The 12,589-nt window shown below is 71.3% G+C and carries 11 protein-coding genes; 3 read left to right on the forward strand and 8 right to left on the reverse strand.

Annotated features, from left to right (window positions below; translation table 11 throughout):
- Positions 1 to 8 precede the first annotated feature (8 nt).
- Positions 9 to 899, reverse strand: coding sequence for a glutaminyl-peptide cyclotransferase (locus DGO_RS13360; protein WP_043802470.1), 891 nt, complete (start codon positions 897 to 899; stop codon positions 9 to 11).
- 151 nt (positions 900 to 1,050) lie between these two features.
- On the opposite strand from DGO_RS13360, the gene DGO_RS13365 reads away from it, so the two are divergent.
- The gene (locus DGO_RS13365; protein ID WP_014686046.1) at positions 1,051 to 1,467 is read left to right on the forward strand and encodes a CBS domain-containing protein; all 417 of its coding nucleotides are present in this window, start codon (positions 1,051 to 1,053) and stop codon (positions 1,465 to 1,467) included.
- A gap of 76 nt (positions 1,468 to 1,543) precedes the next feature.
- Here the strand turns inward: DGO_RS13365 and DGO_RS13370 are convergent, their stop codons facing one another.
- The 6 genes from DGO_RS13370 to DGO_RS13395 form a co-directional block, all read right to left on the reverse strand.
- The gene (locus tag DGO_RS13370) at positions 1,544 to 2,185 is read right to left on the reverse strand and encodes a TapB family protein (protein ID WP_014686047.1); all 642 of its coding nucleotides are present in this window, start codon (positions 2,183 to 2,185) and stop codon (positions 1,544 to 1,546) included.
- A 150-nt stretch (positions 2,186 to 2,335) separates the two neighbouring features.
- On the reverse strand, positions 2,336 to 3,271 hold the full coding sequence (locus DGO_RS13375) for a DnaJ C-terminal domain-containing protein (RefSeq protein ID WP_014686048.1): 936 nt from the start codon (positions 3,269 to 3,271) through the stop codon (positions 2,336 to 2,338).
- 43 nt (positions 3,272 to 3,314) lie between these two features.
- Positions 3,315 to 4,091, reverse strand: coding sequence for a VF530 family DNA-binding protein (locus DGO_RS25015; RefSeq protein WP_083847297.1), 777 nt, complete (start codon positions 4,089 to 4,091; stop codon positions 3,315 to 3,317).
- 7 nt (positions 4,092 to 4,098) lie between these two features.
- Positions 4,099 to 4,773, reverse strand: coding sequence for a nucleotide exchange factor GrpE (locus tag DGO_RS13385; protein ID WP_014686050.1), 675 nt, complete (start codon positions 4,771 to 4,773; stop codon positions 4,099 to 4,101).
- 147 nt (positions 4,774 to 4,920) lie between these two features.
- The gene (dnaK, locus tag DGO_RS13390) at positions 4,921 to 6,810 is read right to left on the reverse strand and encodes a molecular chaperone DnaK (RefSeq protein WP_014686051.1); all 1,890 of its coding nucleotides are present in this window, start codon (positions 6,808 to 6,810) and stop codon (positions 4,921 to 4,923) included.
- A 241-nt stretch (positions 6,811 to 7,051) separates the two neighbouring features.
- Entirely contained in the window at positions 7,052 to 7,843 is a 792-nt protein-coding gene (locus DGO_RS13395) for an SDR family oxidoreductase (protein WP_476697655.1), read from the reverse strand.
- 137 nt (positions 7,844 to 7,980) lie between these two features.
- On the opposite strand from DGO_RS13395, the gene ftsH reads away from it, so the two are divergent.
- Together ftsH and DGO_RS13405 are read left to right on the forward strand one after the other, a co-directional pair.
- On the forward strand, positions 7,981 to 9,918 hold the full coding sequence (ftsH, locus tag DGO_RS13400; RefSeq protein ID WP_014686053.1) for an ATP-dependent zinc metalloprotease FtsH: 1,938 nt from the start codon (positions 7,981 to 7,983) through the stop codon (positions 9,916 to 9,918).
- A gap of 85 nt (positions 9,919 to 10,003) precedes the next feature.
- Complete coding sequence (locus tag DGO_RS13405) at positions 10,004 to 11,698, forward strand: carboxylesterase/lipase family protein (protein WP_014686054.1); 1,695 nt, start codon at positions 10,004 to 10,006, stop codon at positions 11,696 to 11,698.
- Positions 11,699 to 11,740: 42 nt separating this feature from the next.
- Here the strand turns inward: DGO_RS13405 and DGO_RS13410 are convergent, their stop codons facing one another.
- Positions 11,741 to 12,427 carry a metal-dependent hydrolase gene (locus DGO_RS13410; RefSeq protein WP_145975335.1) on the reverse strand — a complete coding sequence of 229 codons (687 nt, stop codon included), beginning with the start codon at positions 12,425 to 12,427 and terminating at the stop codon, positions 11,741 to 11,743.
- Positions 12,428 to 12,589: the final 162 nt, after the last annotated feature.

Here is a 12,589-nt window from a genome sequence, read left to right on the forward strand (position 1 = left end):
AGCGGCCCTCAGTTGCCGCGCGCCCGGCCTGCGCCGGTGGTGGCCCCCTCGGCCTTCAGGCCCGGCAGCCGGACCTCGAACAGGGTGGGCCAGCGCTTGCCGGTCAGGAGCAGGGTGCCGCGCTCGGGCACGAAAGCGATGCCGTTCGCCACGTCGTCGAAGGTCATGCCGGTGCTCCGGCTGCTGACCTCGCGGGTCAGGGCCGACACGTCAATCCAGGCCGTGACCTTGCCGGTCGCCGGGTCGATCCGCGCGATGCGGTCGGTGAGCCAGATGTTGGCGTAGAGGCTGCCCTGCACGTATTCCAGCTCGTTGAGGTTGCGCACCGGCTGACCCTGGTCCGTGACGGTCAGGCGCTTCTGGACGGCGAAGGTGCGGGGGTCGCGCCACACGAGTTCGGGGCTGCCACTGCCCATGATCAGGCTCTTGCCGTCGGTGGTGATGCCCCAGCCCTCGCCCTGGTAGCGGTAGCGCCCGGTCTCGCGCAGGGTCACGGCGTCGAGGGCGAAGGCCACGCCGTCCTTCCAGGTGAGGTGATAGGCCGCGCCGTTCAGGACCGTCACGCCCTCGCCGAATGCACCTGCCAGGGGCGTGGGGACCTCGCGCTGGGGCCGCCCCGTCTTGAGGTCCACGCGGCGCACGCCCGAGACGCTGCTGCCCTCGACCTCGCCGGTACTCTCGATGTAGGTACCGCCGCCGAGATATTGCAGGCCCTCGGTAAAGGCGTCCGTGGCATGGGGATAACGGGCGACGACCATGGGCGTCAGCACCGGCGTGCGGCCGGCCTGGGCCGGGGCAGGCGGGGCCGCCTCGGGCTTGGCGGCGCAGGCCGGGACGAGGGTCAGGGCACCGGTCACCAGAAGGACGCTGCACAGGAGGGTCGGGGCGGGAACACGCATCTGTGCCTATGGTACGGGCAAGGGCCGCCGCCGCGCGCCGGGCGGCATTGAGCCGGACTTCAGCCCCCCTTGAGACGGGCGTCAGCTTTGGCTTGAGAAAGCCCTAAGCCCCGGCCCACCCGCCCGGCCGGGCGCGCCCTTAGGGTGAGGCATGGCGATTCTCCGGGACATCATGACGCAGGACCTCAGCACGGTGGACAGCGGCGCGACCCTCAAGGAAGCCGCCAGCCTCATGCGGGAACAGGACATCGGGAACGTGCTGGTCATGGACGGCCAGACCCTGCGCGGCATCCTGACCGACCGCGACATCGTGGTGCGCGCCGTGGCCTACGGGCACGACCTGGGCAGCCCCGTGACCGATTACGCCACGGGAGACGTGCTCACGCTGGACGCCGGCACCGCAGTCGAGGAGGCGGCGCGCACCATGTCGGACCGGCAGGTGCGCCGCGTTCCCGTGACCGAAGGTGACCGGGTGGTGGGCATCGTGAGTCTCGCCGACCTCGCCGTGCGCGCCTCTTCCGAGGAAGGTGCGGCCGCGCTGGAAGGCATCAGCCAGCCGACCGTCTGAGGGAGGGGCGGCCCCGCTCCCGGTGGGGGCAGGGCCTCGGGACCGGACCTTCGTTCAGGACCGGTCCGAGTACTCCCTACTTGTACCGCACGAGTTCGATGGAGGTGGGCGGCGATCCCACCGTCGACTTGACGTTGCCGACCCCCTCGGCCACCCAGGTCGTGCTGCGGGTCGGCGGCGTGTCGAGTTTCTGACCCGCAGCCGTGATCTTGGTGGTCGTCGTGGACTCGATCTTGAAGGCGGTGAAGGTCCCGGCCGGCACCTTCACCTTCTCGCGCCCCACGACCTTCAGCGTGATGTTGGTTTCGTTGCGCATGGGTTGCCCCTGCACCGTGCCCACCAGGGTCACCCCGGAGCTCCAAGTGGTGCCGACGGCGAGCCGGGGCGGCTGCGTCACGCCGCGCGTGGTCAGCGAGGTGACCTTGAGGCCCGGCGTGGACACGCTCGGGGAACCGGTCACGCCGTTCGGCCCACACTTGAAGGCTGCCGTCACCGCGTTGCCCCCTATGGTCGTGGTGACCTTGAAGCCCTGCGCCGTGACGGCGCTCATGGTCTCGGTATAGGCGAGCTTCTGCCCGGCGACGGTGCCCTGGTAGCTGCGGGTCAGGCCTTCACGCACGGGGTAATACGGCGAGGAACAGGCGGCCTGGGCCGTACCGGTCGCCAGGACCGTACCCAGCAGCGCGGGCAGCAGACGGAATAGGGTTCGCTGGAACATCTTCAACCTCCTGGATGAGGGAAAGCGGGCGAGGTGCAGGGGCCAGTGTGCCACAGGGGCGGCCCGTCCGGGGCCAGGGATGAGGCCAGCCTCGACGGAGCGCGGGGGGCCGGAGACAACAGTCTCTCCGGCCCCCCGCGCCTCCCCCATTCACTTGTCCTGCAACTCGCGCAGCTTGCGGTACAGCTCTTTTTCCTCGTCGCTGGGCTGGGCAGGCACGGTCACGTTCAGGCGTACGTACAGGTCCCCGCGCGTACCGTCCTTCTTGGGCCAGCCCTGGCCGCGCAGACGCATCCGGCGCCCGCCACTGCTGCCGGGCGGCACGGTGAGGTTGCCGGCCGCGCCGCCGATGGTCTGTACCTTCACGTCGCCGCCCAGCGCCGCCACGGGCGCGGGCACGTCGATGCTGGTGCTGAGGTTGTCGCCGTCGAGATCGAAGCGGGCGTCTTCGAGCACGCGGATGGTCAGCAGCACGTCGCCGCCCCCCGGTCCCTGCCCGGCGAGGCGCAGCCGGGCGCCGTCGCGGGTCCCGGCAGGCACGCGCAGGCTCAGGCGCTTGCCGTCCACGTTGATGACCTCGTCGGAGCCGCCGAAGGCTTCCTGCAAGGTCACCTGCAACTCGCCCTCCACATTCTGCACAAAGCGCCGTCCCTGGCCCGCGCCGCCGATGCCGCCGCCGAGCAGGTCTTCGAGGTTGACCCCCGCGCCGCCCGGAAAGCCGCCCGCACCTGCGAAGCCGCCGCCCCGCCGCCCGGCCTGCCCGAACAGACCCTGAAAGAAGTCCGAGAACTGCGAGGGGTCGAAGCCCCCGAAGTCCGCGCCCTGGGCGCCGCCCGCGCCGCCGGGATACGCGCCGGGCGGCACCTGCCCCGAGTGGCCGTACTGGTCGTACAGCTTGCGTTTCTCGGGATCGTTGAGGACCGCGTAGGCCTCACCGATCTCCTTGAAGCGCTCGGCCGACTTCTCGTCGCCCTGGTTCTTGTCGGGGTGGTACTGCTTGGCGAGCTTGCGGTACGCCGTCTTGATGTCGGCGTCGGACGCGCCCCTGGACACGCCCAACACGTCGTAATAGTCCTTGTAGGCCATGCGGTGCCTCCTGTGGGGGAGCGGAAAAAGAGCGGGGTCCGGGTCAGGCGGGGGGCGAGAGCTTGTTCATGGCCGCGCGCAGGTCGTAGGCCTGGGCGATGCTCAGGGCCGTGTGGCCCTGGGGGTCGGTGACGCCCGGGTCGGCCCCGTGCGCGAGCAGCAGGTCGAGCAGATCGGTGCGCGGCGCGCGGCTGCGGCTCCGGTAGGCGCGGCCCTCCACGTCCACGGCGTGCAGCAGCGGCGGCCAGTAGCGCCCGTCGTCGGCGTCGGCTCCGCGCCGCAGCAACTCGGCCACCACGCCGGGTTCGTAGTCGCCCTCGCCGGGGTGCGACTGTTCGATGGCGCGGTTCAGCAGCGGCATCGTCTCCTCGGCGGGCCAGAAGTTCACGTCCTGCACGGCGGCCAGCGTGGGCAGAACGTAGGTGTTCAGGTTCACGGCGTTCTGCGGCACGTGCCGCAGCATCCAGGCCAGCGCCCCGTGCAGGCGCGTCTGGGACACGCCGGTCGGGTCGGGCACCTGCCCGCGCTTGAGGGCGTCGATCACCGGGTTGGCGTCCTCGCGCCGGGCAAGGCGCACGTACTCAGTCTCGACCTGCTCGCGCGCCCAGGGGGTCTTGCGCAGGAACTTCAGGCTGCTGACCACGCTGGGGTCGCGCTGAAAGCAGCGCACCGGAATGCGCCGCGCCAGTTCTTCCCAGCCGTACTCGGCGTGCAGGTGGCGCACGACCTGTTCGAGCGTGACGCCGGGGGGCAGCGGCGCGGCGGGCCGGCCGTCCCCTGCTGAGGGCCGGCGTCGCTCGCCCTGGCGGCCCCTCGTCACGGCTGGATCATCCCTTGCGGCTCACGACCACGCGGGCCGGGCGCACGAGGCGGTCGCCCATGCGGAAACCCACCTGGTAGACCTGCACGATCACGTCGTCGGCGTCGCCGTCCACCACTTGCAGGGCCTCGTGCCACTGCGGGTCGAAGGCCTCGCCTTCCTTGCCGGTCGCTTCCAGGCCCAGGGCCGCGAAGGTGTTCAGTACGCGGTTCTGCACCGCCTGCACGCCGGGGATCAACTTGGCGGGGTCGCCGCTGCCCATCGTCACGGCGCGGTCGAGGTCGTCGTACACGGGCATGAGCTGCTCGGCGGCCTTCGCGACCCCCTGGCCCTGCGCGGCGGCCACGTCCTGGCCCATGCGGGTGCGGTAGCTCTCGAAGTCGGCGGCGAGGCGGCCCAGGCGGCCGCGCAGGTCGGCGTTCTCCTTTTCCAGCTCGTCCACGCGCTCCAGCTTGCCCATCATCTCCTGCACCTGGGCGAACATGTTCTCGTCCATGCCGGGAAAGCCCGCTTCCTCGGCGTCCTCGGCCATGTTGTCATTTTCCGGGCTGCTGTCGAGTTCGGTGCCCTCGGCGTCCACCGTCTTGCCGCGCTGGCGGGTGAACTTGAGGTTTTCCTGTTCGGTACCGGTGGTTTCGGCAGCGTCGGTCTGGGGCGTGCCCTGCTGATCGTCCTTGGTCATATCCTTGCCTCGCCTTCTGAACATGGCTTAAAGATAGGGGGAGAGGGGCGAATAGGCCGTCCTCTCCCCTGCGGGTCGTGTGTTGTCCGGCGCGCGTTGCTCCGCCTCCGGGTCCGGCGCTCATGGCTGGACCCGGAAGCCGGAACATTACTCGGCGGGCTTGAAGTCCGCGTCGATCACGTCGTCGTCGGCCTTGGGCTGGCCCTGGGCGCCGGCCTGGGGCTGGCCCCCTTCCTGGCCCGCCTGGTTGGCGGTCATGAAGGTCCGCAGTTCCTCTTCGAGGTTCTTCTGGGCACTGGTGATCTTGGCGTCGTCGTCGCTGCGCACGGCTTCCTCGGCCTCGTCGGCGGCGGCCTTGAGCTTGTCCTTGGCGTCCTGAGGGGCCGACGCGTTCTCCTCGATCTGGCCCAGGGCCTGGACGCGCAGGCTGTCGAGGTTGTTGCGCTTCTCGACCTTCTCGCGGCGCTGCTTGTCGGCGGCGGCGTTCTGCTCGGCTTCCTGCACCATGCGCTCCACGTCGCCCTTGTCGAGGGTGGTCGTGTTCTCGATGCGGATGCTGGCTTCCTTGCCGCTGGTCTTTTCACGCGCCGAGACGTTCAGGATGCCGTTGGCGTCGATGTCGAAGGTCACTTCGATCTGTGGGCGGCCGGCCGGCATGGGCGGAATGCCTTCGAGCTTGAAGCGGCCCAGGGACTTGTTGTCGCTCGCCATCGGGCGCTCGCCCTGGAGTACGTTGATCTCCACGCCGGGCTGGTTGTTCTCGGCGGTGGTGTAGATCTCGGTCTTCTTGGCGGGCACGGTGGTGTTGCGGGTGATCATCGGCGCGATCATGCCGCCCTTGACTTCCACGCCCATCGTCAGCGGGGTCACGTCCACGAGCACGATGTCGCCCAGGCTGGAGTCGCCCTGGATGATACCGGCCTGCACGGCGGCGCCGAGCGCCACGGCCTCGTCGGGGTTGACCGACTCGTTGGGCGTCTTGCCGATGATGTCCTGCACGATGCGCTTGACGGCCGGGATCCGGGTCGAGCCGCCCACCAGGATCACTTCGTCGATGCCGCTCTTGTCGAGCTTGGCGTCGTCCAGAGCGCGCTGCACCGGCTCACGCACGCGGCGCAGCAGGTCGGCGGTGAGTTCCTCGAACTTGGCGCGCGACAGGGTGCGCTCCAGGTGCATGGGGGTGCGGGTTTCGGGGTCGAAGGTGATGAAGGGCAGGCTGATGGTCGTTTCCGACGCGCTCGACAGGTCGATCTTGGCCTTTTCCGAGGCCTCGATCAGGCGCTGGAGGGCCTGCTTGTCCTTGCGCAGGTCGAAGTTGTGCTCCTTCTGGAACTCGCCCGCGAGCCAGTCCACGATGCGCTGGTCGAAGTCCGCGCCGCCCAGGTGCGTGTCGCCGCTGGTGGACTTCACTTCGAAGACGCCGTCGCCCAGTTCGAGGATGGTCACGTCGAAGGTGCCGCCCCCCAGGTCAAAGACCAGGATGGTCTCGTTGCCCTTACGCTCCAGGCCGTAGGCCAGCGCGGCGGCGGTCGGCTCGTTGATGACGCGCAGCACGTTCAGGCCCGCGATCTCGCCCGCCTGACGGGTCGCCTCGCGCTGCGAGTTGTCGAAGTACGCGGGCACGGTGATGACCACGTCCTTGATGCTCGTGCCCAGCTTGGCGCTGGCGTCCGCGACCATCTTGCGCAGAACCTCGGCGCTGACCTGCTCGGGGGCGAGGTCCTGGCCATTGACTTCGATGCGCACGCTGCCGCCGGGGCCTTCCTTGACCTTGAAGGGGCTGCGGCCCGCTTCCTCGCGCACCTCGTCCCAGCGGCGGCCGATGAAGCGCTTGACTTCGAACAGGGTCGCGCCGGGGTTCAGCGCAGCCTGACGGCGGGCGATCTGGCCGACGAGGCGCTCGTCGCCCTTGTAGGCCACGACGGAGGGGGTGGTGCGCGCGCCCTCGGCGTTCACGATCACTTCGGGACGGCCGCCTTCCATGACGGAGATGACGGAGTTGGTGGTGCCCAGGTCGATACCGACTGCTTTAGCCATGTGTCTGACTCCTTGAGAGAGGGGAATATGCCGCCCGGAGGGCAGCTGTTCTGAACTGCAACTAGCATAGGCCCACAGTTCCCTGGAGTCAATAGACTTGAGTGCATTGCGCTCAAGTTTAAGGGTGCCTCAAGGTGTGGCTGGAGGCGCGCGGTCCTACCGCTCCTCCCCGGTCCGTCAGCGCCGGGCCTCCTCTTGCGCGTCTTGCCCTGAATCACTCGCCCGGTTGCCCCTGGCCCCTTCACGCCAGGGTGCGCCCCCCGTTGACCGCGAAAGTCTGGCCCGTGACGAAGCCGGCCGCCGGGGACGCGAGGAAGGCGACCATCTCGGCCACGTCCTGCGGCACGCCCTGGCGGCCCAGGGGCACGGCGGCCACGTAGGCGGCGCGGCCTTCGGGGCCGTCGCCCTCGTGGCGCTCGACCGGCACCCAGCCCGGCGCGACGAGATTCACCGTGACCTGCGACGGCCCCAGTTCGGTGGCCCACGACCGCGTCAGGCCCAGCATGGCCCCCTTGGCGGCGACGTAGTGCCCGAACTCGGCGTTGCCCAGGTCCACGACCTCGCTGCCGATATTGATGATCCGGCCGCGTCCCCCCGCCGCGCGCAGGTCGCCCAGGCAGGCCTGGAGCAACAGCAGCGGCGCCTTGACGAAGAACACGAGCTGGTTCAGGTGATCATCCCAGGTCTGCTGCTCCAGGGGCATCATCGGCTGCGGGCCGGTGGCGTTGTTGACCAGGACCGTCACCGGCCCCAGGGCCGCACGCACCGCCTCTATGCCCGCGCGCACCGCCGCCCCGTCGGTCACGTCGAAGGCGAAGGCCTGCGCGCGCCCGCCCGCCGCCACGATCTCCTGGGCCACGCGCCCCGCCCCGGNATGGTCGTGGGCATAGTTGACGGCCACCGGCCAGCCGTCGGCGGCCAGCCGCAGGGCCATCGCGCGGCCCAGCCCCCGCGACGCGCCCGTCACGAGGGCGCAGCCGGAGGCCGGAGAAAGCGGAGGGGCAGGGTCGCTGGGCAGGGTCATGGGCTCCATGCTGCCACGCGCGGGACGGGGGCCACCCCCTGCCCCCACAGAAGTCCAGACTTTGCCGCCTGCGTCCCACTTGCGCGCCCCCGGGCGGGCCTACACTGGGGCATGAACCTCCTGCACAACCGGTGGACCCGGGCGACATGAGCACCCCCCGGGGCAAGTGGACATGGGGCTGGGGCCTGCTCGCGGCGGCGGGCGTCCTGCTGGTCGGCGTGGCCCTCTTCTCGCCGCGTGGCCGGGGCGACGAGCTGTCCCTGACGGCCTTTACCGACGCGCTGCGCCGGGGCCAGGTCGAAACGGCCGTCATCACCTATCAGAACGGCACCGCCCAGATCGAGGGACGGCTGCGCGCCGGGGCCGCGGCCGGTGGGGCGGCCCCGGCCACCTCAGCGGGCAGCGGCGGGCAGGCCGCCCAGGGAGGCGACTACCGCACCCGCACGTTGCCCGCCGACCCGGCCATCGGCCTCGCCTCGCTTCAGGCGGCGGGGGTCAGCGTGACCTACGCCCCGGCGTCGCGCCTCAACGTCCTGACGCTCATCAGCGGGCTGCTGACCCTGGCCCTCATCGGCGGGCTGGTCATGCTGCTCATGCGCCGCAGCTCGGGAGGCACCGACGCCGCCGGACAGTTCGGGAAGTCGAAGGCGGCGATCATCAGCGAGGGGCAGATCAAGCTGACCTTCGCGGACGTGGCGGGCTGCGACGAGGCCAAGCAGGACCTGCAGGAAGTCGTCGACTTCCTGCGCCAGCCCGAGAAGTACCACCAGCTCGGTGCCCGCATCCCCCACGGCGTCCTGCTCGTCGGCCCCCCCGGCTCCGGCAAGACCCTGCTCGCCAAGGCCGTCGCCGGTGAAGCCAAGGTCCCCTACTTCTCCATCTCCGGCTCGGATTTCGTCGAGATGTTCGTCGGTGTGGGCGCCGCCCGCGTCCGCGACCTCTTCGAGCAGGCGCGCAAGAGCGCGCCCTGCATCGTCTTCATCGACGAGATCGACGCCGTGGGGAGAAAACGCGGCATGAACCTCCAGGGCGGCAACGACGAGCGCGAACAGACCCTCAACCAGCTCCTCGTCGAGATGGACGGCTTCGGTTCGGGGCAGGAGGTCATCATCCTGGCCGCCACCAACCGCCCCGACGTCCTCGACGCCGCCCTGCTGCGCCCGGGCCGCTTCGACCGCCAGGTGGTCGTGGACGCCCCCGACGTGCGGGGGCGCGAACAGATCCTGCGCATCCATGCCCGCAAGAAGCCGCTCGACGTGACCGTGGACCTCGGGGTCGTGGCCCGCCGCACCGCCGGGATGGTGGGCGCAGACCTGGAGAACCTGCTGAACGAGGCGGCGCTGCAGGCGGCGCGCGAGGGGCGCAGCCGCATCGTGGGGCGCGACGTGGACGAGGCGCGCGACCGCGTGCTGATGGGCCCGGAACGCCGCAGTCTGGTGGTGCGCGAGGCCGACCGCAAGGTCACCGCCTACCACGAGGTCGGCCACGCCCTCGCCGCACAGCTCCTTCCCCATTCGGACAAGGCGCACAAGCTGACGGTCGTCCCGCGTGGCCGCAGCCTCGGCTCGGCGCTGTACACGCCCGAGGACCGGATGCACCACACCCGCTCGGCGCTGCTCGACCGCATCTGCGTGGCGCTGGCGGGGCACGCCGCCGAGGACATCGTCTACGGCGAGGTCACGACCGGCGCAGCGAACGACTTCCAGCAGGCGACGGGCATCGCGCGGCGCATGATCACCGAATGGGGCATGAGCGAGGTCGGGCAGCTCGCGCTGGCGCAGGACAGCGGCAACTATCTGGGCTTCGGCCCGCAGGCCGCCGCCTACAGCGACCACACCGCCGCGCAGATCGACGCCGAGCTGAGCCGCATCCTGAACGGCGAGTACGCGCGCGCCGTGGCGCTGCTGGGCGAACATGTCCATGTCCTGCACCGCCTCACGGACGCCCTGATCGCCCGCGAGAGCCTCAGCGGCGAGGACGTGCAGCAGGCGCTGGCGGGCGGCCTGCTCGACAAACCCGGCAGCGCTGGCCGTGAGGACGACGACCCGCCCGCGCCGGTGGGCCTGCAACCCACCCCGGCCTGAGAGGCCCTCCGGAGCGGCGCCACCTTCCAATTTCCGCTCAAGACCGCTCCCACCCGCGCCGGACCCTGCCTCCCTACCTTGGGGCATGGTCCGGTTTCTGCGGGTAATGACGGCGCTGGCGCTGTGTGCGGCGGGCGGATCGTCCGGGCAGGATGCGGGACTGTGGCCGGCGCCTCTGCCGCCCGTGACCGCGCCCGCCACGCAGCCCCGGCTCCTGGACCTGAAAGTGAGCGCCGACCCGCCCCCCGTCCCGGGCGTGCGGGTCCAGGTCCACGGGGGCGCGCTGCTGGGCCGCGTCCTGGACAACGGCGTGCGCGTCTGGCAGGGCGTGCCCTACGCCGCGCCCCCGACCGGCGAGCGGCGCTGGCAGCCCCCGCAGCCCCCCGCCCCCTGGACCGGCCTGCGCGCCGCGACCGCGCCGGGCGACGTCTGCCCGCAGCCCATGTCCCAGATGCCCGGCGACGGCCGCAGCGGGCTTCGCGGGGCCGAGGACTGCCTGTTCCTGAACGTGTACGCCCCGCCCCTGCCGAACACCGGCCGCGCCCCGCGCACGCCGGTCATGGTGTGGCTGCACGGGGGGTCCTTCCGCAGCGGGGCGGGCAGCGACTACGCCGCCGAGGTCCTGGCGCGCGAGCAGGGCGTGACCGTCGTGACCCTCAACTACCGCCTGGGGGCGCTGGGATTTCTGGCGGCCCCCGCCCTGACGGACGCCACGGGCAGCAGCGGCAACTACGGCCTGATGGACCAGCAGGAGGCCCTGCGCTGGGTGCGGCGCAACGTCGCGGCCTTCGGGGGCGACCCCCGCAACGTCACGGTCTTCGGAGAGTCGGCCGGGGCCATGAGTCTGTGCGCGCAGCTCGCCTCGCCGCTGTCGCGGGGGCTGTTCGCGCGCGCCATCCTCCAGAGCGGGCCGTGTACGCCGCAGGGCATCACCACGCCCCTGAGCGAAGCCCTGAACACCGGCAGCGCCTATGCCCGCGCGCTGGGCTGCGCGCCCCAGGACGCCGCGTGCCTGCGCGCCGTGCCGGCCGGGCGACTGCTGGACGTGCCGGTCCCGGGCCGCCGGGTACCGGGCGCGGTGGACCTCCCGATGGTCTCGGGCGACCGCGTACTGCCCCGCGCCCCCGCCGACGTGTTCGCGGCGGGCGAGGGCCTGCGGGTACCGGTGCTGCTGGGCACCAACCGCGACGAGGGCACGCTGTTCGTGGCTCCGGTGGCGGAGGCCGGGCAGGACCTTCCGCTGTGGCAGTTCTGGGGGGTGGTCGCGCTGCTCGAACGCTGGGACGCTCCGCGCGCCCTGGCGAGCTACCCGGCGGGCGGCGGCACGGTGGGGGACACCGCCGCCTCGCTCGTGACCGACAGCCTCTTCGCCTGCCCGGCCAGTGATCTCGCGGCCGACCTCGCCCGCACCGCGCCGGTCTACACCTACGAATTCCGCGATCCCGCCCCGCCGCTGGACCTCGCGCCGACCGCCAGCGTGCCTCGCTACGGGGCCTCGCACGCCTCCGAACTGGTCAGCGTGTTCGGCACGCGCCTCGCCGGACTGGCCGACCCCGCCCGTTTCACGGCCCCGCAGGCCGACCTCGCCCGCAGCATCCGCACCTACTGGGCCAACTTCGCGCGCCGGGGCGATCCCAACGGGCCAGGGCTGGCCCCCTGGTCCCCCTACGATCCCGAGAACGGTCGGGTCATGGGCCTCGCCCCACAGGCGACCGGCGAGTTCGCGGGCTTCCGGCAGGCGCACCGCTGCGGCCTGTGGGACCGCCTCGCCTCGCGCTGAAACCCTGCGGGAGCCGCCCGGAGTCGCGGTTCCCCCTTGCGCTCAGAAGTCGGTCGCCTCGCCGGGCTTGAGGATGCGGGCCTCGACACCGCGCTTCTGGGCCTCGGCGCGGAAGACCTCGGGGTCGCCGGTCAGCACCGGGAAGGTGCCGTAGTGCATGGGCACGGCGAACCTGGGCTTCAGAAGGTCCAGGCAGCGCGCGGCTTCTTCCGGCCCCATCGTGAAGTGGTCGCCGACCGGCAAGAAGGCCACGTCCAGCCCGCGCTCCCCGATGAGGGCCATGTCCGAGAACAGGCAGGTGTCGCCCGCGAAGTACAGCCTCTGCCCCCCGAACTCGATGACGAGCCCGGTCGGCATTCCGCCGTAGGTGCCGTCGGGAAACGACGAACTGTGCCATGCCGGGGTCAGGGTCACGCTGCCCCAGGGCGCGCGGTAGGTGCCGCCGATGTTCATGCCGACCGCGCCCTGCGCCCCGTGCTTCTGGGCGTAGCCGCCGATCTCGGCCGTGGCGATGATGGGCACGCCCGCCTTGCCGAAGTCCAGGGCGTTGCCCCAGTGGTCGCCGTGCGCGTGGCTGACCAGCACGGCGTCGAGTTTCCAGCCCAGCGCCTCCTGCAGGGGCACGGGGCACACGGGGTTGCCCTCGATGAAGGGGTCGAGCAACAGGGCGTGGTCGCCGCTGCGGAGCAGGAACGCGCTCTGGCCGAGGAATCTGACATTCACGGACATGCCCGCAGTATGGCGCGCGCCGCGCGGCCGCCGCGCCCCGCCCCTGACGGTTCAGGTTTTGCTCAAGACCGCGCCGGAGGGGGCCGGCGCCGCGCCTCACGGGACTGCGGAAAGCGCCCGTATAGTGGAAAGGCCCGCCGCGCCCCGCCCCCGCCCCCAAGG

The sequence above is a fragment of the Deinococcus gobiensis I-0 genome, from assembly GCF_000252445.1.
Classification (GTDB): Bacteria; Deinococcota; Deinococci; order Deinococcales; family Deinococcaceae; genus Deinococcus; species Deinococcus gobiensis.

Excerpts from the sequence above, each read along its gene's own strand:
- ftsH (WP_014686053.1), top strand. The coding sequence starts at position 7,981 with ATGAGCACCCCCCGGGGCAAGTGGACATGGGGCTGGGGCCTGCTCGCG.
- DGO_RS13405 (WP_014686054.1), top strand. The coding sequence starts at position 10,004 with ATGGTCCGGTTTCTGCGGGTAATGACGGCGCTGGCGCTGTGTGCGGCG.
- DGO_RS13360 (WP_043802470.1), bottom strand. The coding sequence starts at position 899 with ATGCGTGTTCCCGCCCCGACCCTCCTGTGCAGCGTCCTTCTGGTGACC.
- DGO_RS13370 (WP_014686047.1), bottom strand. The coding sequence starts at position 2,185 with ATGTTCCAGCGAACCCTATTCCGTCTGCTGCCCGCGCTGCTGGGTACG.
- DGO_RS13365 (WP_014686046.1), top strand. The coding sequence starts at position 1,051 with ATGGCGATTCTCCGGGACATCATGACGCAGGACCTCAGCACGGTGGAC.
- DGO_RS13410 (WP_145975335.1), bottom strand. The coding sequence starts at position 12,427 with ATGTCCGTGAATGTCAGATTCCTCGGCCAGAGCGCGTTCCTGCTCCGC.
- dnaK (WP_014686051.1), bottom strand. The coding sequence starts at position 6,810 with ATGGCTAAAGCAGTCGGTATCGACCTGGGCACCACCAACTCCGTCATC.
- DGO_RS13385 (WP_014686050.1), bottom strand. The coding sequence starts at position 4,773 with ATGACCAAGGACGATCAGCAGGGCACGCCCCAGACCGACGCTGCCGAA.
- DGO_RS13375 (WP_014686048.1), bottom strand. The coding sequence starts at position 3,271 with ATGGCCTACAAGGACTATTACGACGTGTTGGGCGTGTCCAGGGGCGCG.